We start from the raw sequence: 22,088 nt of genomic DNA on the forward strand, positions 1-22,088 counted from the left end.
ATCGGCAAGCACGCCGTAACCGGGATGCATGATCATGTTCTTCCACACCAATGCGGCCACCGGCGGCATGACGAAGAACGGCGAGATGATCATGATGCGGACGATGCCCTGGCCGAAAATGTCATTGTCGAGCAGGAGCGCAATGGCAATGCCGCCAATGACGGTGATCGCAAGCACGCCGCCGACGATCAAAAGCGTGTTCCAGATCGACTGGAAGAAGGCCGGGTCGGTGTAGAAATACTGGTAATTGAACAGACCCGCAAAGCTGACATTGGCCGGGTTGAGGAGATTGTAGTTCTGGAACGAGAACCACAGCGTCATCGCCAGAGGCACGATCATCCACACCAGCAATAACAGCACCGATGGCGCAAGCATCACCCGCGCCAGACCGCTCGTGTTTCGAGTTGCCATTAGTCGTCCTCCCTCACGGATACAGTTATGAGTTTGAGCGGGACTTCAGATGAAACCGCTCACACTTCCCCCATTTCGCTCCGGCGGCCTCTGCCGCAGGGGCATCCGGATTTATGATTGCCGTCAGTGGCGGCCTTCGCCCGTCGCCGCGTGATAGGTCGCCAGAACCTGATCCACAGCCGCGATCAAAATCTCTTCCGCGTCTTCGCCCGCAACTGTTGCAAGCGGTAATTCGCCGAGATACTGGCGCAGCAGGGTTTCGGGAATTGTCTTCCCATCCAGCGCCTTATGCAAGGCGGAAACGGCCTGCAACGCTTCCGGCCGCGTCCAGTAATAACGGATGCGGTCGCTGTAACTATAGTGGCGCTGCAATCGCAGCGTGATGTCGTCGCCATGGTAATGGCCCTGCCAGTCGCCCGGCGCGCTCAACATCAGTTTTTCCATGGTCCGTGCCAGCGGTCGGTCGCCATAGGTGCCGACCATTTCGGATGCGATCATATCAAGTGCATAAAGCGCTTCCCGATAAGCGAAGGTGAGACCCGGACCGACTTTGAGGATCGGATATCCGTCGCGTACCAGTGCGGCAAGGGCAGGCTCGGTCTGGTAATCGGTGGAATGGGCCTCGAACACCAGTTGCGGTTCGCCGTCCAGAACGGCGCTCAGCGCCTGTGCGGCCTGCGGATCGTAAGCGACGACATTGTCGCTGCCGAATTCCACGCCCGGCTGCACGACGAAAGCGATGACCCGTTCGAAGGCTTGTGAAAGACCGTGCTGCGCGAATATCTCGCGGTGAAGGTCGATGGTGTTGCGCGCTGCCTGCGGCAGTGTCGGCGCAACCGTGTCGAGCACATGGTCGGCACCGCCAGGCACCGGCACTTCGGTGCCGAGAATATAAAGCGGTTTGGGCAGGCCGGCATCGGTGGCCGCCTTTTCGGCAACGGCCGCAAGTTTGGCGGCGCGGTTGGCGATGGTGACATCATCCAGCGCTGCCGGCTCACCGGCGCAGCCCATCGATGCATCAAGGTGAATCTTGCGAAAGCCCGATGCCACATAGGCCTCGACCATGGCGGCGGCTTTTATCAGCGCCTCTTCGGCCTTCTCCCTGCGCCAGGGGTTGGGTCCGAGATGATCGCCGCCGAAAATCAGGAGTTCGCCGGGCAGTCCTTCGTCCGCCGCGATGCCGTTGACGAAGGCAACAAAATCACGGGGTGTCATGCCGGTATAACCGCCGAGATGGTTGACCTGATTGCAGGTCGCCTCGATCAGCACGGCTGTCTTGCTGGCGGCGGCGCGGCGGATCGCGGCGCGCAGGACGACGGGGTGGGCCGAACAGACGGACGTGATGCCCGCGGGTTTGCCGGCGCGGCGGGCGGCGGCGAGATTTTCCAGAATGGCGGTCATAGGACTTCCTCCGACAATTGCGCGGCCATGAAGGCATCGAGTTCGGTAAGGCTGGCAGCGCCCTCCATCGGGCCGCGCCTGATGACGTTGTGGGCACCCGATGCATTGGCGTAAGCGAGCGCTTTTGCCGGGTGCATGCCGAGGCGGCGGCAGGTGAGGTAGGTTGCGCCGAAACAGTCGCCGGCACCGGTCGGGTCGATTTCCGCCACCTTCAGGCCGGGGGCGTCGATGCGCCCATGGGTGCGGCTGAAATGGCTTGCACCCTTCGCGCCGCGTTTCAGCACGATTTCGCCGACACCGGAGGCGAGCAGCTTTTCTATCGCCGCTTCCTCATCATCCAGTCCGGAGGCGGCCTGAAGTTCTTCGCCTGATGGCAGCAGGAGATCGGTGACGGCAAGCAGATCGTCGATCAGCCTGCGGCCTTCGTCACCCTGCGCCAGTTCCTTGCGGATGTTCGGATCGAAAGACACCGAACCGCCACGTGCCCTGACATGTCTGATCGCTGCCAGAATGATGTCGCCAATGCCGGCAATCGCGAAGGCTGATCCCATGACGTGCACATGGCCGGCTTTTTCGATGAGTGCCTGCGCCTCATCCGTCATCTGCGTTTCGCTGGCCGCCGAATGGGCGATGTTGAAAACGAAGTCGCGCGCGCCGTTCTCACGGTAGCGCACGAAGGCGCTGCCGGTCGGGCGATCTGGAATAGTGGCGATGGCCGAGACATCGACGCCGTCGCGGCGCAGCCTTTCGACATTGAGGCGGCCGAAATCGTCGTCACCGACTGCGGCAATGATGCCGGCGGTTCCGCCGCACCGCGCCACCTGATCGATGAAGATGGCCGGTGCGCCGCTCGGGAAAGGGCCGATCAGCGTTTGCGGCTCGAGAAAGCCGTTTCCCACCGTCGTCGCCATGATCTCCACGAGGATTTCGCCGGCCGTGATGGTCGGGCCCTGGGTCTGCGGCGCCAGTGTAGATGCCTGCCTCATCGTCTCCTCCATAAGCATGTGCTGCCGTCCTGCCGGGCAGGTGCATTTCCGGTCTGTTATTTTTTCGGATATCAGTTAAAGTTTACGCGCGTCAAGATATTAATGGATGAAATATCTGCTGCAATGCAGCAAGAGAAATGCCCGAAATAATAAATTATGAAGCGAATATTCTGGTGTAAACAAGGATTTATGCAGGTTTCAGACGGTTTGGCTGCGCGATGATTTATTTTTGGATGTTGACAATGGATGCAATTTCGCGAGATAAAAAATTTACGCATGTATTGTTATGCGTGGACATCCGTAAAGGAGGAGCGGGTATCATGAGCAAATTTATTGGAATTCTGTCGTCGTCTGTGGTTGGAGCCGGGCTTCTGGCCGGGCTGGCGCAGGCGGAAGAGATCAACATCGCCACCGTCAACAATGGCGACATGATCATCATGCAGAAGCTTTCCAGCGCTTGGGAGAAGGAAACAGGCAACAAGATCAACTGGATCGTGCTGGAAGAGAATGTCCTGCGCGAACGCGTCACCACCGACATCGCCACCAATGGCGGCCAGTTCGACATCATGACCATCGGCGGTTACGAAGCGCCGATCTGGGGCAAGCAGGGCTGGCTGGCGCCGGTCGACGATCTCGGCGACGATTACGATTACGCCGATCTGCTCGACCCGATCAAAAAGGGCCTGACGGTGGACGGCAAACTTTACGCCGTGCCGTTCTACACCGAAAGCTCGTTCACGCTTTACCGCAAGGATCTGTTCGACGCCGCAGGCCTGAAAATGCCTGACAATCCGACCTACGACCAGATCAAGGATTTCGCCGCCAAGCTGACCGACAAGTCGAAACAGCAATATGGCATATGCCTGCGCGGCAAGCCGGGCTGGGGCGAAAACATGGCCTTCCTCGGCACCATGATCAATACCTATGGCGGCCGCTGGTTCGACATGGACTGGAAACCGCAGCTGACGAGCGAGCCGTGGAAAAAGGCGATTGCGGATTATGTGGCGCTGATGACCTCCTACGGTCCGCCCGGTGCGGCCGCCAACGGCTTCAACGAAAACCAGACGCTGTTTTCATCCGGCCGTTGCGCCATGTGGATCGACGCCACCTCGGCGGCGGGCCGCGTTTATGACCCCAAGCAGAGCCAGGTTGCCGACAAGACCGCGTTTACGCGTGCTCCGGTGGAGGCAACGCCGAACGGTTCGAGCTGGTCGTGGTCGTGGAACCTTGCAATTCCAAACAGCACGAAGAAGCTTGAAACCGCCAAGTCCTTCGTCAAATGGGCGACTTCGAAGTCCTATGTGAAGACGGTTGGTGAAAGCGAGGGCTGGGTTGCCGTGCCGCCGGGTACGCGCAAATCCACCTATGAGCTGCCGGAATACAAGAAGGCTGCGCCTTTCGCGGATACCGTGCTGAAGGCGATCATGTCTGCCGATCCGTCCAAGCCGACCAAGGATCCGGTGCCCTATACCGGTGTGCAGTTCGTCGCCATACCGGAATTCCAGTCCATCGGTACGGTTGTCGGCCAGCAGATCGCGGCAGCCCTTTCCGGCCAGCAGACCGTTGATGCGGCGCTCGAAGGCGCGCAGAAACAGGTCGAACGTGACATGACCCGCGCGGGCTACATCAAGTAGCCGCGTCCTCCCGGCGTGCCGCCCGTTCGCCTTCTGGTGGCGGGCGGCATGGGTGGGGATCGAGGGCCAGTTCTTCCCTCATTCCTGTGCTTGTCACAGGAATCCAGTCAGCCCAAGTCTTTGGGCTGGAAGGACTTTCTCGTCGCGTGAGAGCCGCGTCGGCTGGATTCCTGTGACAAGCACAGGAATGAGGGGAGTGAGGAAAAGCATCGAACAACAAACGAGCATGGCCAATTGACCCGCCATGCATCACGGAGATCGACATGAGATTGAACAACAAGGTTGCGCTGATCACCGGCGCTGCCCGCGGTATCGGCCTTGGTTTTGCGCAGGCTTTCGCCGATGAGGGCGCAAAGGTCATCATCGCCGATATCGATATTGGCCGGGCCACGGCGTCTGCCGCCGCCATCGGCCCTTCGGCAAAGGCGGTGCGGCTGGATGTCACCGACCTCGCTCAGATCAATGCGGTGGTGAAGGCGGTGGATGAGGAGTTCGGCGGCATCGATATTCTCGTCAACAATGCCGCGATCTTCGATATGGCGCCGATCAACGGCATTACCGAAGAGAGCTATGAGCGGGTGTTCGACATCAATCTCAAGGGACCGCTGTTCATGATGAAGGCTGTCTCCAATGTCATGATCGAGCGCGCGCGCGGCGGCAAGATCATCAATATGGCAAGCCAGGCCGGCCGGCGCGGCGAGGCGCTGGTGACGCTTTATTGCGCCTCCAAGGCGGCGATCATTTCCGCCACGCAGTCGGCGGCGCTGGCGCTCGTCAAGCACGGCATCAATGTCAACGCCATTGCGCCGGGCGTCGTGGATGGCGAGCATTGGGAAGTGGTCGATGCGCATTTCGCCAAGTGGGAAGGCTTGAAGCCCGGCGAGAAGAAGGCGGCGGTGGCCAAATCCGTGCCGATCGGCCGTTTCGCCACGCCTGACGACATCAAGGGGCTGGCGGTTTTCCTCGCCTCCGCCGACAGCGATTATATTCTCGCCCAGACATACAATGTCGACGGCGGCAACTGGATGAGCTGAAAAGCCGGAGATGACCATGCATGCCATTCAATTCGTCGAGAAGGGACGCGCCGTGCTGGCGGAACTCCCTGTCGCCGATCTGCCGCCGGGTCACGCGCTCGTGCGGGTCAAGGCTTCGGGGCTTTGCCACACCGATATAGACGTGCTGCATGCGCGTTATGGTGACGGTGCGTTTCCCGTCATCCCCGGCCATGAATATGCCGGTGAAGTTGCGTCCGTGGCTTCCGATGTGACAGGCTTCAGGGCTGGCGACCGTGTGGCCGTCGATCCCAATCTGCCATGTGGCACCTGCGCCAGTTGCAGGAAGGGGCTGACCAACCTTTGCAGCACGCTGAAGGCCTATGGCGTTTCCCACAATGGCGGCTTTGCCGAATTCAGCGTGGTGCGTGCGGATCACCTGCACGGCATCGGTTCGATGCCCTATCATGTCGCGGCACTGGCCGAACCGCTCGCCTGCGTCGTCAACGGCATGCAGAGCGCTGGCATCGGCGAGACTGGCGTGGTGCCGGAAAGTGCGCTGGTGTTCGGTGCCGGTCCCATCGGCCTGCTGCTTGCCCTGTCGCTGAAAGCCCGCGGCATTGCGACGGTGACGATGGCCGATATCAATGAAAGCCGGCTGGCCTTTGCAGAAAGCCTCGGACTCAAGGTGGCGGTTTCCGGCTCGGAAGCGCTCTTGCGGCAACAGAAGTCTTTCGATTTTGTGGCCGATGCGACGGGTATTGCCGCCGTTGCCGAAGCGATGATCCCGCTGGTTGCGGATGGCGGCACCGCGCTGTTTTTCGGCGTCTGCGCGCCGGATGCCCGCATTTCGGTGGCGCCTTTCGAAATCTTCCGGCGTCAGCTGAAGCTTGTCGGCTCACATTCGCTGAACCGCAACATACCGCAGGCGCTTGCCATTCTGGAGACGGATGGCGATGTCATGGCGCGGCTGGTGTCGCACCGGCTGCCGCTTTCGGAAATGCTGCCATTCTTTACGAAAAAACCGTCTGATCCGGCGACGATGAAAGTGCAGTTTGCGGCCGAATGATCGTTTGGCCGTTGATAACCATTCGACCGGCTTTTCGTGCGAAGGCCGGTCGATATAGAGTACCACATGTAATATTTCATGGGGGCAAGCACTTTGGCCAAATCTATCAGGACGATGGAAGAATTTTCGGAATTCGTCGGCCTTTCCCGCCCGACCGTTTCGAAATACTTCAATGATCCGGCCTCGGTCCGCAAGAAGACGCGGGACACTATCGAGGATGCGCTGAAGAAATCGGGCTTCCGGCCGAATATCTTCGCCGTCAACCTCAACCGCCGCCGTTCCAATATCATCGGCATCATCATTCCGAACTCCACCGATCCGTTCTACATGGCGCTGACGAGCCGCATCGAACTCATCGCCAACGAGGCGGGGTTCCTCGCCTTCGTACTGTCTTCGGATGGCAAGGCGGAAATCGAGGACCGGGCGATCCGCACCTTCAAGTCGATGAATGTGGCGGGCGCCATCATCGCGCCGCTCGGCGTCAAATCCCATCGCGCCACGCTGGAGCAGCTCGCGGCCAGCATTCCGATCGTTTATGTCGATTCGCCGCTGGATGAGACTTCGGCCTTTGTCGGCACGGACAACCGCCAGAGTGTCGGGCTGATGGTGGATTATCTCTGCCGTTCGGGTGAACCGCCCTGTTTCTTCGATATGCCGCAGGTCAATACCAACGCTGCGACACGCCGCACGGCCTATGAGGAAGCGATGCAGCGTCTGGGTTTCGAGCCGCATGTCATCGATGTTCCCGGCATCGTCACCTGGGATTTCGAGCGTTTCGCCTTTGATGAGGCGAGCAGGCTGCTGGATGGGGCAGGGCATTTGCCATCGCGCACCATTTTATGCGCCAATGACCGTATCGCCTTCGGCGTCATCGCCGCCGCCTTCCAGAAGGGCATCAAGGTTGGCCATGGCTCCGACTACGATCTCAGGGTTGCCGGCCATGACGACCATCCGCTGTCGCGTTATGCCTGCCCGCCGATTACCACGGTGGCGCAGAATTATAACGAGATCGGCAGGCTGTCGATCGAGCTTCTGCTGCAGAAGCTGGATGATGAGACGGATGACACGACGCGGATGCGTGAACGTATCCTGCTCAGCGCCGATCTGATGCTGCGCAAATCGGCCTGATGGCTTGTTAGATAAACTAAACGAAAAATCTGATTTTCTAAATAGAACTAATATCTGAACGCTCCTACTCTGGTCTCAAGGTTGCTTTGGGAGGCGACCGCGAGAGCCGGCGCAAGTGTGTGCCGGGATCCGGGAGGAACGCAGAAACGTCATGTGGCCAGCGCCGCGAGGGGTGAACCTTCGCTGCCTCGGTATCGCATGGCCTTCGCCGGGCAGTCTGGACACTCTCGCCAGCAATTTCCCCAGCGAAGGATGTCAAAACATGAATCTCTATTCTCTTCTGTCAGCGCGTGCAGCCGGCGGCAAACCTGTCCGGGTTGGTCTCATCGGTGCCGGCAAGTTCGGCTCCATGGTGCTGGCGCAGGCGCAGCGCATCGCCGGTTTCCACATGGTCGCCGTCGCAGACCTCAATGTCGGCAAGGCAAGGGAATCGTTTGACCGCGTCGGCTGGCCGAAGGAGCGTTACGACGCGACGAGCTGCGCCGATGCGCTGAAGAGCGGCAAGACCTATGTGACCGACGATGTGAACGAGCTTTTCGCCTGCGGCGAGATCGAATGCGTGATCGAAGCGACCGGCCATCCGCTGGCCGGCGCGCGCCATGCACTGGGCGCCATCGAGCACAACAAGCACGTCGTCATGGTCAATGTCGAAGCCGATGTCATGGTCGGGCCGATCCTTGCTGAAAAGGCCCGGGCCAAGGGCCTGATCTATTCCATGGCTTACGGGGACCAGCCGGCGCTGATCTGCGAGCTGGTGGACTGGGCGCGCGCCACCGGCTTCGAGATCGTTTCCGCCGGCAAGGGCATGAATTTCGAGCCCCGTTACCGTTATTCGACACCGGACACGGTCTGGGGTTATTTCGGCTGGACGGACGAGGAAGTGGCCAAGGGCGACTTCAATCCGAAAATGTACAATTCCTTCACCGACGGCACCAAGGCGGCCATCGAAATGGCGGCCGTCGCCAACGGCACGGGGCTGGATTGCCCGGATGACGGTCTGGCCTTCCCGCCCGCCGGCCTGCACGATCTCGCCCGCGTCTTCCGCCCCGCTGCCGATGGCGGCCGCATGTCGCGCTCCGGTCTGGTCGATATTGCCGCGAGCCAGGAGCCGGACGGACGCGAGGTGTTCAACAACATTCGCTACGGCGTTTTCGTCACCTTCAAGGCGCATAATGAATATGCCCGCGCCTGCTTCAAGCAATATGGCCTGCTGACCGATCCCTCCGGCTGGTACGCTTCCATGTGGCGCCCCTTCCACATCATCGGGCTGGAAACCTCGATCAGCGTGCTTTCCGCCGTGCTGCGCAACGAAGCGACCGGTTGCTCCAGGGAGTTCCGCGGCGATGCCGTCGCTACGGCGAAGAAGGACATGCAGCCCGGCGAGATGCTCGACGGCGAAGGCGGTTACGCGGTCTGGGCAAACGCCATTCCCGCCACCCGCAGCCTCGACATCAAGGCACTGCCGATCGGCCTTGCCCATAATGTCAAGCTGAAGCGCGCCATCAAGAAAGACCAGATCGTCAGCTTCGACGATGTGGAGCTGGTCAATGATCTCGATGTGGTGAAGCTGCGCCAGGACATGGAAAACCAGTTCCGTCCGCAAAAGGACGCCGCGGCGTAATGGACGGGAGAGAGGACATGTCGAAGGGAGCTTTCGTGGTGATCGCAGAATTCCGGGTGAAGCCCGACGCGATGGACGCCTTTCTCGATGCGGCGCGCGATGACGCCAGGCATTCGGTTGAGGACGAACCGGGCTGCCGGCAATTCGATGTGGTGCGGCCGGAAACCGGAAACAACGTGGTGTTCTACGAGGTCTATGACGACAGGCAGGCTTTCGACGACCATCTGAAAACACCACATCTCGACCGGTTTCGGCAAGCATTTCCCGCCCTCATCGAAGAAGAACTGCCGGTGCGTTTCCTGAACCGGCAATGGCTCTGAAAGATGGAAACGATGGCTGACATTCGCCGGATCGCCGTTATCGGAACGGGTATCATGGGCGCCCCAATGGCAGGGCGTCTGGCGGAGGCCGGGTTTTCCGTCAAGGCCTGGAACCGCAGCGCTGAAAAAGCTGCGGTTCTGGCGGCAAAGGGCGTGCAGCCGGCGGCCAAGGCTGCCGAAGCTGCGGCCGAAGCCGATGTCGTCATCTGCATGCTGAGTTCCGGGCCGGTCTGCGACGGGGTATTGCTCGGTGTCTCGGGTGTCGTTTCCACCATGAAGCCCGGTGCTATTCTGCTGGTGATGAGTTCCATCCCGGTCGACAGCGCACGGGAACAGGCGGAGGCGGCAAAGGCTTATGGCGTCGCTTATGTCGACGCACCGGTTTCCGGCGGTGAAAAAGGGGCGATCGAGGGAACGCTCGCCATCATGGCCGGCGGTGAACAGCGGGATGTGGATGCATTGCGGCCACTCCTCAATTGCCTTGGCCGCGTCACCCATGTCGGGCCGGTGGGCTGCGGCTCATTGGCCAAGCTCGCCAACCAGCTGATCGTCGCCTCGACAATCTGCGCCGTTGCCGAGGCTTTGACGCTGGTTGAAGCGGGGGGAGCCGACCCGGCGCAGGTGCGCCAGGCTTTGCTGGGCGGTTTTGCCGACTCCACCGTCTTCCGCCAGCACGGAAAACGCATGGTGGAGGGCGATTTCCGCCCCGGCGGCCCGGCGAAATACCAGGTGAAGGATACGTCCACGGCGCTGGCTTTCGCCGAAAGTCGTGGCCTGAAATTACCGGTCGGCGAGGAGGTTGACCGGCTGTTCCGCTCCATGGTCGAGCATGGCGCGGGTGAGCTTGATCACAGCGGTGTGATCCTTGAGATTAAGCGCATGAATGCGTTCGGAGGAACGCTCGAAACTGTCCAGAGCATTTCCAGTAAAAGTGCGTAGCGGTTTTACGTCCGGATAATGCGCTAAAACAAAGAGATAGAGCACGTCCAAAGATTCCGTTTTAACCGGACGTGCTTCATAGATAACAAGGGAGGAACACATGAAAATTTCAAAACTCTACGGGCTGGCTCTCGCCGCCACCATGCTGGTCGCATCCATCGCGCAGGCCGAAACGCTGACGCTTTCGACGCCGGATGCCGACAATTCCGAAATCACGCTCGCCGCCAACAAGTTTGCCGAGATCGTCTCGAAAAAGACCGACGGCAAACTCAAGATCAAGGTATTCCCGAACGGCACGCTGTATGGCGGCGACCCTTCGGCGGGCGTCAAGCAGCTGGCCGGCGGTTCGCTGGACATGCTTTTGAATTCGACCTCGCTTTACGCGACCTTCAATCCCAAGTTCACGGCCATCGCCATTCCCTACCAGTTCCGCGATATCGACCAGCTCCGGGTCTATCTCGACAGCGATCTCGGCAAGGAGCTTTCCACCGATCTGAGCAAGATCGGCATTCTCGGGCTCGATCTCTGGTCGCGGCCGCTGCGCCAGATCACCAATTCCAAGGCGCCGATCAAATCGCCGGCCGATATCAAGGGCATGAAGCTGCGGGTGCCGAACAATCCGCTCTGGGTCGAATTCTTCGGCGCCATGGGGGCTGCGCCGACGCCGATGGCTTTTGCTGAAGTTTACAATGCGCTCCAGCTCAAAGTCGTCGATGGGCAGGAAAATCCGGTCAACGTGCCTGTCAGCGCCAAGCTTTACGAAGTGCAGAAGTACCTGACGATCAGCAATCACATCGCTGACGCCTGGGTGCTGGGCATGAACCCGGCCCGCTTCGAAGGTCTCGACGAGGGCTTCAAGACGGCGCTCAAGGAAGCGGCGACTGAAACCGAGCTTTGGAAAGCGCAGAACGACGCTGCCGATATCGACAAGTCGCTTGAGACGCTGAAGAAGAACGGCATGGAGGTCAACACGTTGACCGACGACGAGCGCAAGGCGTTCGTAGAGGTCGCGGCCGGTCTCTCGGCGAAGTTCTCGGCGCTGGTGAAAGATCAGGCGTTCTTCGACAAGACGCAGGCTTTCCTGAAGACGAACTGACGTTTCCCGCAGTTGGAGGCCGGGCCTGCATCTTTTGGTAGGCCCGGCCGTCCCCAAACGTCAGCAGGCGTTGCTTTGCCAGAACGGCAGGGTGACATTCGTTTCACCGGATATCCGGTTTCAGCAGTGGAAGGGTATTGTCATGCGCGATACGAAACCTTCGGTGCTCGGCACCATCGTAAAACTCATCGCCGATATAGCCGCGGGGGCAGCCTGCGCCGGCATTCTCATCGTCGTGCTTCTTCAGGTCATCGGCCGCCTCATCGGCAGTCCGCTTCCCTGGACCGAGGAGGCGACCCGCTTTCTCTTCATCTGGATGGTCTTCCTTGGCCTTGCCGCCGGTTTCCGCACCGTGGAAAGCGCCCGTGTCGTGGTGTTTCTGGTGCTGTTCCACCGCTTCTTCCGGCGGCTGGCGGTGCCGATCTATGTCGGTTCATCGGTGTTCTTCTTCGGCATGATGGGCTGGACGGGTTTCACCCTGGTGCGCCAGCAGATCATGATGAACGAGACCGCCGCCACCCTGCCGATCCCGATGTGGGCCATCGGCATGGTTTTGCCCGTTTCCGCCATCATCGCCGTGCTCGCCATCATCGAATCGCTGCGCAGCCGCCGGGAGCTCATCGCGCTTCCCGAGCTTGGCCTGCCGGCGGACGAGATCGCCCATGCCGATATCTCCATTTCAGCAGGACATTGAGCCATGTCGGTCTTTCTTCTCATCGCCTTTTTCGGTCTCAGCATGCTTGGCGTGCCGCTTGCCATCGCGCTGGCGCTCGCCAGTGTCGGCACGCTGTGGCTCTTCACCTCCATGCCCATGGACCTGCTGTCGCAGACGATGTTCTCGTCGATGAACTCCTTCCTTCTTGTCGCCGTGCCGCTTTTCATTCTGGTCGGCACGGTCATGGAGCGGGGGCGGGTGGCGGAGCGCATCTTTGATTTCGCCGAGGCCATGGTCGGCTGGCTTCCGGGCGGGCTCGGCCACGTCAACGTCATCTCATCGGTGATCTTTTCCGGCGTCTCCGGCTCGTCCGTCGCCGATATCGCCTCGGTCGGCGCCATCGAGATCAAGGCCATGGAGCGGCATGGATTTCCAAAGGGTTATGCCGTCGGCATGACGCTCTGCACCTCGACGCTCTCCTCGATCATTCCGCCGTCGATCCTGATCGTGATTGCCGGTTCCATCGCCAACGTGTCGATCGGCACGCTGCTGATCGCCGGTCTGGTGCCCGGCCTCTTCATCGCCTTCGCCTTTCTGGTCTTCAACCACTTCTATTCGGTGCATTATGGTTACAATCCGCCGACACCGTTCAATTTCCGTCTGGTGGTCGTCACGGGTCTGCGCGCCATCCTGCCGATGCTGACACCGCTGATCCTGATCATCGGCATTGCCAGCGGCCTGTTCACGCCAACGGAAGCCGCAGCCATCGCGGTGGTTTATGTCGCGGTGCTTGGCGTCATCGTCTATCGCACGCTGCCGGTGCGGGAACTGCCGGAAATATTGATCTCGACGGCGCGCATTTCCGGCACCATCCTGTTCATCGCCGCCACCTCGCAGCTTGCCGCCTGGGTCTTCACCTTCGATGGGTTGCCCGAACAGGTGGCCGAGCTTTTGCAGGCCATGAACCTCGGCCCCATGACCGGCATGCTCGTCATCTTCGTCTTCCTGCTGATCATCGGCATCTTCATGGAAGCGATCCCGGCGATGTTCATCCTCATCCCCGTGCTGATGCCGCCGGTCGAGGCACTGGGCATCGATCCGATCCATTTCCTGATCGTGACTGTCATGACGCTGACGCTCGGGCTGGTGACGCCGCCGGTGGGGGTCTGCCTGTTTGCGGCAGCACAGGTGGCGAATATGAAGATCGAGGATGTCATTCGCGGTTCGCTGGCGCCGATGACGGTGCTGACGCTTGCCATCTTCGCGCTGGTGCTGTTCCCGGTGCTGACGCTCGGGCCAATCAGGCTGATGGGGCTTTATTGACGCGAAAATGGATTGCCTGAACCATCAGACAACGCGACGGGCTTGCCACTCGTCGCGTTGTTTTCGCATCCACTCCAGAAACAGCATGACTTTTCTCTGCCGCAGATGGGAATGCGGGCAAACGATCCATTGGGTGACGAGCTTGATGCGCGGCGCGTCCGTCACGGCCGGCACCAGCATCTTGTCCTGCAGCTCCCGCTCCATCATCAAGGTGCTTTCCAGCGCCACGCCAATGCCGAGAACGGCTGCATCGATGGCCATGTGGCTGCGGTCGAACAGGACTCGCCGCCAGCGCTTCTCAGCCGTGACACCGGCCAGAGGGAACCAGTGGTTCCATTGCGCCTGCGCCTTGACCGAATGGATCAGCCGCTGGTTCTGCAATTCCTCGGGCAGAAATTTACCCGCACCCTGATAATTCGGCGAACAGACCGGCAGGAATTCCTCCTCCACCAGCCCTTCCACGAAGAGGCCCGGCCAGCGGCCATCGCCATGGCGTAGCTCTATATCGACAAGCTCCTGCGAAAAATCCGTCGGCTCGTTGGTGCCGTCGAGGCGCACTTCAAGTTCGGGGTGCTCCTCCAGAAACGAGCCGAGACGCGGCAGCAGCCATTTGTTGGAGATTGTCGGCGTCGCCCGGATCGTCAGCGTGGTGACCGAGCGGAAGCCGCGAATACTGTCGGTGGCGTCCGATATCTGCTCGATCTGGGCGGTGATCATCGAGAAATAGCGCTCGCCCGCTTCGGTCAATGTCACCTTGCGGCCGGTTCGCGCCATCAGGGTCGTGCCGAGCTGGCCTTCCAGTAACTGGATCTGCTGGGAAACGGCCGATGGTGTGACGCTCAGTTCCTCCGCCGCCCGGGAAATGCTGCCCGCCCTTGCCGCGGCGTGGAAAACAAGGATCGATTTTATCGGGATTTGCATGGGTAGGGCTTTGCTCAACGGAATACGGCGGTCACCTGAGTATCACAGGTGACCGCCGTGTTGAAAAGCGTTGAACGCGAGGCTTTTAGCGGTGGCTCGGCAATTTCGGCAGGAACACCGTGAGCAGGCCGAGCAGCGGCATGTAGGAGCAGATGCGGTAGACGAATTCGATGCCTTCCTTATCCGCATAAACACCCAGTACCGCAGCGCCGATGCCGCCGAAACCGAAGGCGAAACCGAAGAACATGCCGGCGATGAGACCGACGCGGCCCGGCACCAGTTCCTGCGCGAACACGACGATGGCCGAGAAAGCGGAGGAGAACACGAAGCCGATGACGACGACGAGAATGGCCGTCCAGAACAGGTTCGCATAGGGCAGCAGCAGCGCGAAGGGAATGACGCCGAGAATCGAGAACCAGATGACGACGCGCGAGCCGAAACGGTCGCCGATCGGGCCACCAAAGAACACGCCTAGTGCCGAAGCGCCGAGGAAGAGGAACAGCAGAACCTGCGCGTCCTGAACACCAAGACCGAACTTGTCGATGGTGTAGAAGGTGAAGTAGCTGGACAGGCTGGCGAGATAGGCATTCTTGGTGGCGGTCAGAACCACCAGCACCAGAAGCGTCATCATGACAGTGCCACGCGCAAGGGGAAGTGTGCGGCTGGCCGGCGCCTTGCCGACCGTTGCGCGGCGGTGGCGGGTGTACCAGACGCCAACCCAGGAAAGCACGCCAAAACCGACGAGCGCGATCAGCGAGAACCAGCTGAGGCTCGTCTGGCCGAGCGGGATGACGATGAAGGCGGCGAGCAGCGGGCCGATGGCCGTGCCGGTATTGCCGCCCACCTGGAAGAAGGACTGCGCCAGACCATGACGGCCGCCGGATGCGAGACGCGCAACGCGGGAGGCTTCCGGATGGAAGATCGCCGAACCGATGCCGATGAGGCAGGCGCCGATCACCAGAACCTCGAAACTATGGGCAAAAGCAAGCGTGATGAGGCCGGCGCAGGTGGACAGCATGGCGACGGGCAGGGAGAACGGCATGGGCCAGCGATCCGTCACCATGCCGACAACCGGCTGCAGCAGCGAGGCGGTGACCTGAAAGGCGAAGGTAAGCAGGCCGATCTGCATGAAATCGAGCGCGTAATTCGCCTTCAGCAGCGGATAAAGCGACGTCAGCAGCGATTGCATGATGTCGTTCAGCATGTGGCAGAAGCTGGCGGCTGCGATGATCGAAAACGCCGTGCGTTGCGGATTGAAGCTGTTGCCGGCGCTGGTAACAGTGGCCATGATGAAGTCCTCTCGGGTTCCCGGCGGAAGACGGGAAACATGTCTTTATTTCTTCCCGCTTTTATTCATATTGTTTCTGGCCTGCATTTGTGTTCTGGACGATTTTCTTTGTGAGTGGGCCAAATGGCAAAAATCAAATCGCGGCAGCCTTCAGGACTGACGCATGACGAGCATGAACGCAGTCTGAAATTGATCGACGGCACCAATGAGCCGGTGCTGGCGCTTTGCCGCGTTTACCCCACCGGGCACCGGACGCCGCCCCACAGCCATAGCCGCGTGCAGATCTGGTGCGCCCGTCAGGGCGTCGTGCTTGTCAGCACTGCGGATGGTCGCTGGATGATACCGCCCGGTCATGGATTGCTCATTCCCGCCGGGCTGCAACATGAGGCGGAAACCATCTCGACGGTGGAAATGCATTCGATCTACGTCCATCCGGACCTGTTTCATGCGGGCGCACCGCGCGTGGTGGAAATAACCGATCTCGCCTCCAGCCTGATTTCGGAATTGCTGGGTGAGGAACACCAGCCGACGGCTTTTCACCGGCAGGGCCTTGTGCGGGCGCTGTTGCTGGACGAGGTCAACCGCCTGCCGGAAAGGCCGCTCGGACTGCCTTTTCCAGATAATCAGCGTCTGGCGGCGCTGTGCCGTGATTTCCTGAAAAAGCCCGTGGCGCGGGTGGAGATCGATGACTGGGCGGCGGCCATGGGCATCAGCCGGCGTTCTTTTACGCGGCTGTTCCGCAACGAGCTGGGGGTGAGTTTCGTCACCTGGCGCCAGCAGGCATGCATCTTTGCCTCCCTGCCGAGGCTGGCGGCCGGCGAAGCGGTGACGAATGTGGCGCTGGATGCCGGTTATGAAAACATCCCGGCCTTCACCACCATGTTCCGGCGAATGCTGGGCAGTTCACCAAGGGCCTATCGGCAGGCGGCGCGGCAGCGCAGCGCTGCTTTTTCCGATTTCGAAGAGATCGAAGGTTAAGCCGCAGTCGCCCGCATGTCGCGGCGGAAATCGGAAGGCGACATGCCGGCGATTTGGCGGAACGCCTTGTTGAAGGCGCTGACGGAGCCGAAGCCGCTTTCCATGGCGATCTGCAGGATATTGTCCTTGCCGGTCATCAGCATCGCCTGCGCGCGGGAAAGCCGCAGCAGCGTCAGATATTTGATCAGCGTCATGCCGGTGGATTTGCGGAACAGGTTCATCGCATATTTCGGATGCAGCGAGGCGGCGCGGGCAATCTCCGTCGCGTCGATATCGTCGAGAAAATTGGCGGCGATGAAGTCGCACATGCGCACCACGCCAATGGAGGGGGCCATGCCCTCGTCATCCTCCCTGCGTTTGCCATTGGCGGCGGATGATATGACGGAGTAGGGTTCAAGGAACATCCGCTCGACCCTGAGCAGCAATTCCTCCACCGCGTGCTGGGCTTTCGCCTGTTCGCCCGAAGTGACATAACGGAACCAGCGGCCGAAATTCTCCGCATCTGCCCGGTCGGTCTCAGCGCTCACCATCGTAGCACCACCCATCAGCAGGCTGGAAACGGTGGCGGGCAGCCGCATGCGGAAGAAGTGCACCAGCGGCAGATGCGCGCCGGCGTAAAAGGAATCGTCGGAGGAGTGGTCCATCTGGTGCGGCTGGCCACCCCAGAAGATGCACATCTGGCCGGCATCGAGCGTCAGGTCGTGATCGCCCATGCGATAATGCACCGATCCCGACATCACGTAATTCACTTCCACCTGCGCGTGCCAGTGAGGCCTGAGCATGATGGGCGGATGATTGTGAAAAAGCTGCAGCGTCGTCGGCATGCCTTCGATGCTGCTTGCACCCGGCTGGTAGAAGGCTCTTTCAGCAATCTTACTTTCCGCCAAATCGATGTTCCCTTTTTACGAGACAGATTTCCTGCCGCCGCTAATGTGCCCATGTTCGCTGAAGAACGGCAATTGAAAAAGGGAGGTTTTCAATGTGCTTGAAATTTCTTGGCGCGTCTACGGCCATGCTGCTTCTCGCAGCCCCGGCTTTCGCGCAAACTGAAACCGTCACCATCTGGAGCTGGAACGTCGCGGCTTCCGCACTGAAATCCACGGTAGAGGGCTTCAACAAGCAGAATCCGGATATCAAGATCGTCGTTGAAGACCTTGGAAACAATCAGGTTTTTGACAAGACGCTGGCTGCCTGCGCAGCCGGGGGCGATGGTCTTCCTGATATCGTCACCATTGAAAATTTCGAGGCGGAGCTGTTCTGGAGCCGTTTTCCCGATTGTTTCGCCAATCTGACCGAGCTTGGCTATACGCCTGAGAAACAGGCGCTTTTCCCTGATTTCAAGCGCACGGAACTGGAGGTTGACGGCGTCGCCTATGCGGTTCCGTGGGATTCCGGTCCGGTGGCGGTGTTTTATCGCCGCGACTTCTATGAGAAGGCAGGCGTTGATCCGGCCACCATCAAAAGCTGGGATGATTTCATCGCCGCCGGCAAGAAGGTCATGGCCGCCAATCCCGGCACCGTCATGGCGCAGGCCGATTTCAACGGCGATAGCGAATGGTTTCGCATGATCGCCAATGAGCAGGGATGCGGTTACTTTTCGACTGATGGCCAGAACATCACCATCAACCAGCCCGCCTGTGTCGCGACCCTTGAAAAGGTCAAGGAGATGAAGGACGCCGGCATCATCACGGCGGCGATCTGGGATGAGAAAATCCAGGCCAATACGGCCGGCAAGGCCGCCAGCCAGATGTATGGCGCCTGGTATGAAGGTACGGTTCGTTCCGGCTCTCCTGATCTTTCCGGCAAATGGGGCGTCTATCTGATGCCGAGCCTGACGGCGGATGGTCCGCATGCGGCCAATCTCGGTGGCTCGTCGCTGGCGATCAGCTCGACGTCTCAGCACAAGGAAGCGGCGTGGAAATATATCGATTACGCGCTGACCACCAATGAAGGCCAGGTGACGATGCTGAAATCCTTCGGCCTCGTTCCTTCGCTGCTGTCCGCCATCGATGATCCTTTCGTCAAGGAAAAGCAGGCCTATTGGGGCGGGCAGGCGGTGTGGACCGATATTCTCGCCACCCTGCCGAAGATCGTGCCGAGCCGCGGCACGGCGTTCCAGTCGGATGCGGATGCTATCTACAAGGCGACGCAGACGAAATATTTCGCCGGCGGTTATCCCGATGCGAAAGCAGCGCTTGATGATGCGGCCAAGCAGATCGAAACGGCCACGGGGCTGCCCGTCGCGCAGTAAGCCGGCGGTTAGGACCAAGCGGGTGCCACAAGTTTCTTCTCCCCGAGGGGGAGAAGTCCGCGGCAGCGGGATGAGGGGGCGAGGGTAGAGATATCCGGAGAGCCAGCCCCCTCATCCGACCCTTCGGGCCACCTTCTCCCCCTTGGGGAGAAGAAATAGGCCGCACCGCCTTGCAATGGTCTCGCCCTCAAACGGGGCAGGCCTCCAAGCTTTTCCATTTATCCGGCCCATCGTCCGGCACATGGAGGTCGTCATGCCGTCCAGGAACAGGATCGCTTATGCGTTCCTTGCGCCCTATCTCCTGATTTTCGCCACCTTCTGGGTCTGGCCGATCATCAGCTCGTTCATGCTTTCGTTCCAGAACACGCGGATCAATCCGTGGCGGTTTGCGCCTTCCATGAACTGGGGGCGGCTGGTTTCCGATCCGGCCTTTTATAATGCGCTTTATAATACGCTGATCATTCTGGTCATTCAGGTGCCCGTGATGATCGCGCTCGCCACCGTCATGGCGGTGCTATTGAATTCGCCGCTCCTGAAGGCGCGGCCGCTTTATCGTTTTGCCTTTTTTGCGCCTGTCGTCGTTGGCGAGGTGGCCTATGCGGCTGTCTTCCGGCTGATGTTCAGCGCCGATTTCGGCATCATCAACAAGCTCATCACGTCAGTCGGCCTTTCGCCCATCTCGTGGTTCGACAATGCCAATGCGGCCATGGCGCTGGTCATCATTGCCGTGACATGGCGCTGGGCGGGGTATAACGCCATCATCATTCTGGCCGGGCTGCAATCGATCCCCGGCGATGTCTATGAAGCGGCGACGCTGGACAAGGTGAGCAAGCGCCAGCAGTTCTTTTATATCACCCTGCCGCTCCTCAAACCCATCATCCTGTTCTGCGTTGTCCTGTCGGTCATCGGCACAATGCAGCTGTTTGCCGAACCCTTCCTCATCACCAACAGGGGCGGACCGGGCGGCGGCACGGAGACGCTGGGGCTGTTCCTTTATCGCCAGGGCTTCACCTCGCTCAATTTCGGTTATGCGTCGGCCATTGCCTACACCATGGCGGCGCTCGCCATCGCCATTTCGCTGCTTAATCTCTGGGTCGGGAGGGAGCCGAAATGAGATCGAAATCGAGATCGCTTTTCTGGCAGAAAATCGCGCTGCATGCGGCGCTGACGCCGCTTGCCATCATCTGGCTGTTTCCGCTGTGGATGATGTTCGTGTTCTCGACCATGCCGGATTACGGCATTTTCAGCCCGGACATTGTTCTGGTGCCATCCACCAATTTTGTCGAGAATTTCAACAATCTGCAGGCGGATACCAATTTCCTCAGGGCCATGTTCATCTCGATCACCGTCGCCGTCATTTACACGGTGCTTTCGGTGTTCCTGACGTCGATGGCCGGCTGGGCGCTGGCGCGTTACCGCTTTGCCGGACGCGGGGTGGTGATCGCCATCATTCTCGGCACCATCACTTTGCCTTTTGCCGTCGTCGTCATTCCGCAATTCATCATGGTGGCGCGGGAATTCAAGCTTGCCAACACCTGGGTGGCGCTGATCGTGCCGCCGCTGTTCAATTCGCTCGGCGTATTGTTCATGCGGCAATCCTTCTCGATGATGCCGACGGAACTTTTCGATGCGGCACGGGTGGAGGGCGTCAAGGAATGGCAGATTTTCCTGCGTATCGCCCTGCCATTGGCGCGACCCACCATGGCGGCGCTATCGATCATTCTCTTCCTGGCCTCGTGGAACAATTACCTCTGGCCGCTTCTCATCAATTCCCGCCCAGGAATGATGACCGCACCCGTGGCGCTTGGCACCCTCATCGGGCTGACCAAAGTGTCATGGGGCGGCATCATGGCCGGCGCGGTGCTGCTCACCGCACCCATCCTCGTGGTTTTCGTGGCTTTGCAGCGTCACTTCATCGCCGGCATTTCCGCCGGGGCAGTCAAGTAAGGGGGCCGCATGGCGGAACTTTCGCTCAACAACGTGGTCAAGCGTTACGGCGCGCTGGAAGTGATCCATGGCGCAAATCTGGAGGTAAAGGACGGGGAGTTCGTCGTTTTCGTCGGCCCCTCCGGCTGCGGCAAGTCCACGCTTCTCAGAATGATCGCCGGGCTGGAAGATATTTCCGGTGGCGATATCGTGATTGGCGGCAGGACTGTCAGCGACGCCGATCCGGCAGATCGCGGCATTGCCATGGTGTTCCAGTCCTATGCGCTTTATCCGCATATGACGGTGGCCGAAAACCTCTCCTTCGGCCTTAGAATGAACGGTAACCCCAAGGCCGATACGCAAAAGCGGGTCAACCGCGCCGCCGAAATTCTGCAGATCAATGAATTGATGCAGCGCCGGCCGAAGCAGCTTTCCGGCGGCCAGCGCCAGCGCGTCGCCATCGGCCGCGCCATCGTGCGCGAACCGCAGGTCTTCCTGTTCGACGAGCCGCTATCCAATCTCGATGCGGAATTGCGGGTGCAGATGCGCGTGGAAATCTCGCGCCTGCACAAGCAGCTCGGCACCACGATGATCTATGTGACGCATGACCAGACCGAGGCGATGACGCTCGCCGACAAGATCGTTGTGCTGCGGGCGGGCAATATCGAGCAGGTCGGCGCGCCGCTTGATCTCTACGATGATCCCGCCAACCGCTTCGTTGCCGGTTTCGTCGGTTCGCCGAAGATGAATTTTCTCGACGCCACCATCATCGGCAGCGGCGCCGACAGCGTCACGCTCGCTCTCGACAGCGATCCTGCGGTGCGGCTGACTTTGCCGATAAAGGAAGGCGTCAACGAGGGGGCCAAGGTCTCGCTTGGCATCCGGCCGGAGCATTTTGCCGATGCGGGCGGGGGTGATGCCGATCTCACCGTGCATGTCGATGTCGCCGAACATCTCGGCAATACCAGCTATGTCTATGCCCGAACCGAAGGCGGCGAGCAGCTCATCATCGAGCGGCCGGAATCGCGCGATGTCGGCAATCGCGACCGGCTGACGGTCGGCCTTTCCGCCCGCCGGGCTTTCCTTTTCGACAGCAAGGGCGAACGCCTGCGCTGAACCCTTTCCCAAGCACCCAAGACTGATATGAAA

At 60.1% G+C, this 22,088-nt stretch carries 21 protein-coding genes; 15 read left to right on the top strand and 6 right to left on the bottom strand.

Features of this window, described 5'->3' with window-relative positions; all coding sequences use genetic code 11:
- The 3 genes from PL640_RS20055 to PL640_RS20065 all read right to left on the bottom strand — a co-directional run.
- The coding region (locus PL640_RS20055; RefSeq protein ID WP_271363043.1) for a carbohydrate ABC transporter permease at positions 1-411 on the bottom strand (411 nt) is incomplete at its 3' end.
- A 123-nt stretch (positions 412-534) separates the two neighbouring features.
- Positions 535-1,812, bottom strand: coding sequence for a D-tagatose-bisphosphate aldolase, class II, non-catalytic subunit (locus PL640_RS20060; protein WP_271363224.1), 1,278 nt, complete (start codon positions 1,810-1,812; stop codon positions 535-537).
- On the bottom strand, positions 1,809-2,816 hold the full coding sequence (locus PL640_RS20065; RefSeq protein ID WP_271363225.1) for a tagatose kinase: 1,008 nt from the start codon (positions 2,814-2,816) through the stop codon (positions 1,809-1,811). The genes PL640_RS20060 and PL640_RS20065 overlap by 4 nt, the downstream gene beginning before the upstream one ends.
- A gap of 302 nt (positions 2,817-3,118) precedes the next feature.
- On the opposite strand from PL640_RS20065, the gene PL640_RS20070 reads away from it, so the two are divergent.
- From PL640_RS20070 to PL640_RS20115, 10 genes are all read left to right on the top strand, one after another.
- Positions 3,119-4,432 (top strand): ABC transporter substrate-binding protein, encoded by a 1,314-nt coding sequence (locus PL640_RS20070; RefSeq protein WP_271363226.1) that lies wholly within the window; start codon positions 3,119-3,121, stop codon positions 4,430-4,432.
- A gap of 263 nt (positions 4,433-4,695) precedes the next feature.
- The gene (locus PL640_RS20075) at positions 4,696-5,466 is read left to right on the top strand and encodes a galactitol 2-dehydrogenase (protein ID WP_110760030.1); all 771 of its coding nucleotides are present in this window, start codon (positions 4,696-4,698) and stop codon (positions 5,464-5,466) included.
- A 16-nt stretch (positions 5,467-5,482) separates the two neighbouring features.
- Positions 5,483-6,493, top strand: a complete 1,011-nt coding sequence (locus PL640_RS20080) for a D-altritol 5-dehydrogenase (RefSeq protein WP_271363227.1) — start codon at positions 5,483-5,485, stop codon at positions 6,491-6,493.
- Between the two features lie 114 nt (positions 6,494-6,607).
- On the top strand, positions 6,608-7,621 hold the full coding sequence (locus tag PL640_RS20085; protein ID WP_048902871.1) for a LacI family DNA-binding transcriptional regulator: 1,014 nt from the start codon (positions 6,608-6,610) through the stop codon (positions 7,619-7,621).
- Between the two features lie 262 nt (positions 7,622-7,883).
- The gene (locus PL640_RS20090) at positions 7,884-9,242 is read left to right on the top strand and encodes an NAD(P)H-dependent oxidoreductase (RefSeq protein WP_271363229.1); all 1,359 of its coding nucleotides are present in this window, start codon (positions 7,884-7,886) and stop codon (positions 9,240-9,242) included.
- 17 nt (positions 9,243-9,259) lie between these two features.
- On the top strand, positions 9,260-9,562 hold the full coding sequence (locus PL640_RS20095; RefSeq protein WP_271363230.1) for a putative quinol monooxygenase: 303 nt from the start codon (positions 9,260-9,262) through the stop codon (positions 9,560-9,562).
- Between the two features lie 12 nt (positions 9,563-9,574).
- The gene (locus PL640_RS20100) at positions 9,575-10,501 is read left to right on the top strand and encodes an NAD(P)-dependent oxidoreductase (protein ID WP_271363232.1); all 927 of its coding nucleotides are present in this window, start codon (positions 9,575-9,577) and stop codon (positions 10,499-10,501) included.
- A gap of 100 nt (positions 10,502-10,601) precedes the next feature.
- Positions 10,602-11,597 carry a DctP family TRAP transporter solute-binding subunit gene (locus tag PL640_RS20105; protein ID WP_271363233.1) on the top strand — a complete coding sequence of 332 codons (996 nt, stop codon included), beginning with the start codon at positions 10,602-10,604 and terminating at the stop codon, positions 11,595-11,597.
- A gap of 142 nt (positions 11,598-11,739) precedes the next feature.
- Positions 11,740-12,291, top strand: coding sequence for a TRAP transporter small permease (locus tag PL640_RS20110; protein ID WP_003522700.1), 552 nt, complete (start codon positions 11,740-11,742; stop codon positions 12,289-12,291).
- 3 nt (positions 12,292-12,294) lie between these two features.
- Complete coding sequence (locus tag PL640_RS20115; protein WP_269702679.1) at positions 12,295-13,575, top strand: TRAP transporter large permease; 1,281 nt, start codon at positions 12,295-12,297, stop codon at positions 13,573-13,575.
- A gap of 24 nt (positions 13,576-13,599) precedes the next feature.
- Here PL640_RS20115 and PL640_RS20120 read toward each other — a convergent pair whose 3' ends face one another.
- The gene (locus PL640_RS20120; protein ID WP_065116543.1) at positions 13,600-14,496 is read right to left on the bottom strand and encodes a LysR substrate-binding domain-containing protein; all 897 of its coding nucleotides are present in this window, start codon (positions 14,494-14,496) and stop codon (positions 13,600-13,602) included.
- Between the two features lie 85 nt (positions 14,497-14,581).
- Positions 14,582-15,784, bottom strand: coding sequence for an MFS transporter (locus tag PL640_RS20125; RefSeq protein ID WP_003522697.1), 1,203 nt, complete (start codon positions 15,782-15,784; stop codon positions 14,582-14,584).
- 123 nt (positions 15,785-15,907) lie between these two features.
- On the opposite strand from PL640_RS20125, the gene PL640_RS20130 reads away from it, so the two are divergent.
- Positions 15,908-16,762: an AraC family transcriptional regulator gene (locus PL640_RS20130; RefSeq protein WP_107327276.1), complete on the top strand. Its 855-nt coding sequence runs from the start codon at positions 15,908-15,910 to the stop codon at positions 16,760-16,762.
- Here PL640_RS20130 and PL640_RS20135 read toward each other — a convergent pair.
- Positions 16,759-17,649: a helix-turn-helix domain-containing protein gene (locus PL640_RS20135; protein WP_080820769.1), complete on the bottom strand. Its 891-nt coding sequence runs from the start codon at positions 17,647-17,649 to the stop codon at positions 16,759-16,761. The genes PL640_RS20130 and PL640_RS20135 overlap by 4 nt on opposite strands.
- Before the next feature lie 92 nt (positions 17,650-17,741).
- Here PL640_RS20135 and PL640_RS20140 point away from each other — a divergent pair, with 92 nt between their 5' ends.
- The 4 genes from PL640_RS20140 (at position 17,742) to PL640_RS20155 (ending at position 22,055) form a co-directional block, all read left to right on the top strand.
- Positions 17,742-19,013 (top strand): ABC transporter substrate-binding protein, encoded by a 1,272-nt coding sequence (locus PL640_RS20140; RefSeq protein WP_080820771.1) that lies wholly within the window; start codon positions 17,742-17,744, stop codon positions 19,011-19,013.
- A gap of 253 nt (positions 19,014-19,266) precedes the next feature.
- A complete protein-coding gene (locus tag PL640_RS20145; protein WP_003523586.1) occupies positions 19,267-20,127 on the top strand; it encodes a carbohydrate ABC transporter permease in 861 nt (286 codons plus the stop codon).
- The gene (locus PL640_RS20150) at positions 20,124-20,960 is read left to right on the top strand and encodes a carbohydrate ABC transporter permease (protein WP_046800394.1); all 837 of its coding nucleotides are present in this window, start codon (positions 20,124-20,126) and stop codon (positions 20,958-20,960) included. The genes PL640_RS20145 and PL640_RS20150 overlap by 4 nt, the downstream gene beginning before the upstream one ends.
- Before the next feature lie 9 nt (positions 20,961-20,969).
- Entirely contained in the window at positions 20,970-22,055 is a 1,086-nt protein-coding gene (locus PL640_RS20155; RefSeq protein WP_065656174.1) for an ABC transporter ATP-binding protein, read from the top strand.
- The last annotated feature ends 33 nt before the right edge of the window (positions 22,056-22,088 follow it).

This window comes from Agrobacterium sp. ST15.16.024 (assembly GCF_027956545.1).
Classification (GTDB): domain Bacteria; phylum Pseudomonadota; class Alphaproteobacteria; order Rhizobiales; family Rhizobiaceae; genus Agrobacterium; species Agrobacterium cucumeris.

Coding starts and splice junctions, on each gene's coding strand:
- PL640_RS20080 (WP_271363227.1), top strand. CDS start 5,483: ATGCATGCCATTCAATTCGTCGAGAAGGGACGCGCCGTGCTGGCGGAA.
- PL640_RS20085 (WP_048902871.1), top strand. CDS start 6,608: ATGGAAGAATTTTCGGAATTCGTCGGCCTTTCCCGCCCGACCGTTTCG.
- PL640_RS20075 (WP_110760030.1), top strand. CDS start 4,696: ATGAGATTGAACAACAAGGTTGCGCTGATCACCGGCGCTGCCCGCGGT.
- PL640_RS20125 (WP_003522697.1), bottom strand. CDS start 15,784: ATGGCCACTGTTACCAGCGCCGGCAACAGCTTCAATCCGCAACGCACG.
- PL640_RS20130 (WP_107327276.1), top strand. CDS start 15,908: ATGGCAAAAATCAAATCGCGGCAGCCTTCAGGACTGACGCATGACGAG.
- PL640_RS20115 (WP_269702679.1), top strand. CDS start 12,295: ATGTCGGTCTTTCTTCTCATCGCCTTTTTCGGTCTCAGCATGCTTGGC.
- PL640_RS20110 (WP_003522700.1), top strand. CDS start 11,740: ATGCGCGATACGAAACCTTCGGTGCTCGGCACCATCGTAAAACTCATC.
- PL640_RS20090 (WP_271363229.1), top strand. CDS start 7,884: ATGAATCTCTATTCTCTTCTGTCAGCGCGTGCAGCCGGCGGCAAACCT.
- PL640_RS20120 (WP_065116543.1), bottom strand. CDS start 14,496: ATGCAAATCCCGATAAAATCGATCCTTGTTTTCCACGCCGCGGCAAGG.
- PL640_RS20100 (WP_271363232.1), top strand. CDS start 9,575: ATGGCTGACATTCGCCGGATCGCCGTTATCGGAACGGGTATCATGGGC.
- PL640_RS20065 (WP_271363225.1), bottom strand. CDS start 2,816: ATGCTTATGGAGGAGACGATGAGGCAGGCATCTACACTGGCGCCGCAG.
- PL640_RS20140 (WP_080820771.1), top strand. CDS start 17,742: ATGTGCTTGAAATTTCTTGGCGCGTCTACGGCCATGCTGCTTCTCGCA.
- PL640_RS20150 (WP_046800394.1), top strand. CDS start 20,124: ATGAGATCGAAATCGAGATCGCTTTTCTGGCAGAAAATCGCGCTGCAT.
- PL640_RS20070 (WP_271363226.1), top strand. CDS start 3,119: ATGAGCAAATTTATTGGAATTCTGTCGTCGTCTGTGGTTGGAGCCGGG.
- PL640_RS20155 (WP_065656174.1), top strand. CDS start 20,970: ATGGCGGAACTTTCGCTCAACAACGTGGTCAAGCGTTACGGCGCGCTG.
- PL640_RS20145 (WP_003523586.1), top strand. CDS start 19,267: ATGCCGTCCAGGAACAGGATCGCTTATGCGTTCCTTGCGCCCTATCTC.
- PL640_RS20095 (WP_271363230.1), top strand. CDS start 9,260: ATGTCGAAGGGAGCTTTCGTGGTGATCGCAGAATTCCGGGTGAAGCCC.
- PL640_RS20105 (WP_271363233.1), top strand. CDS start 10,602: ATGAAAATTTCAAAACTCTACGGGCTGGCTCTCGCCGCCACCATGCTG.
- PL640_RS20060 (WP_271363224.1), bottom strand. CDS start 1,812: ATGACCGCCATTCTGGAAAATCTCGCCGCCGCCCGCCGCGCCGGCAAA.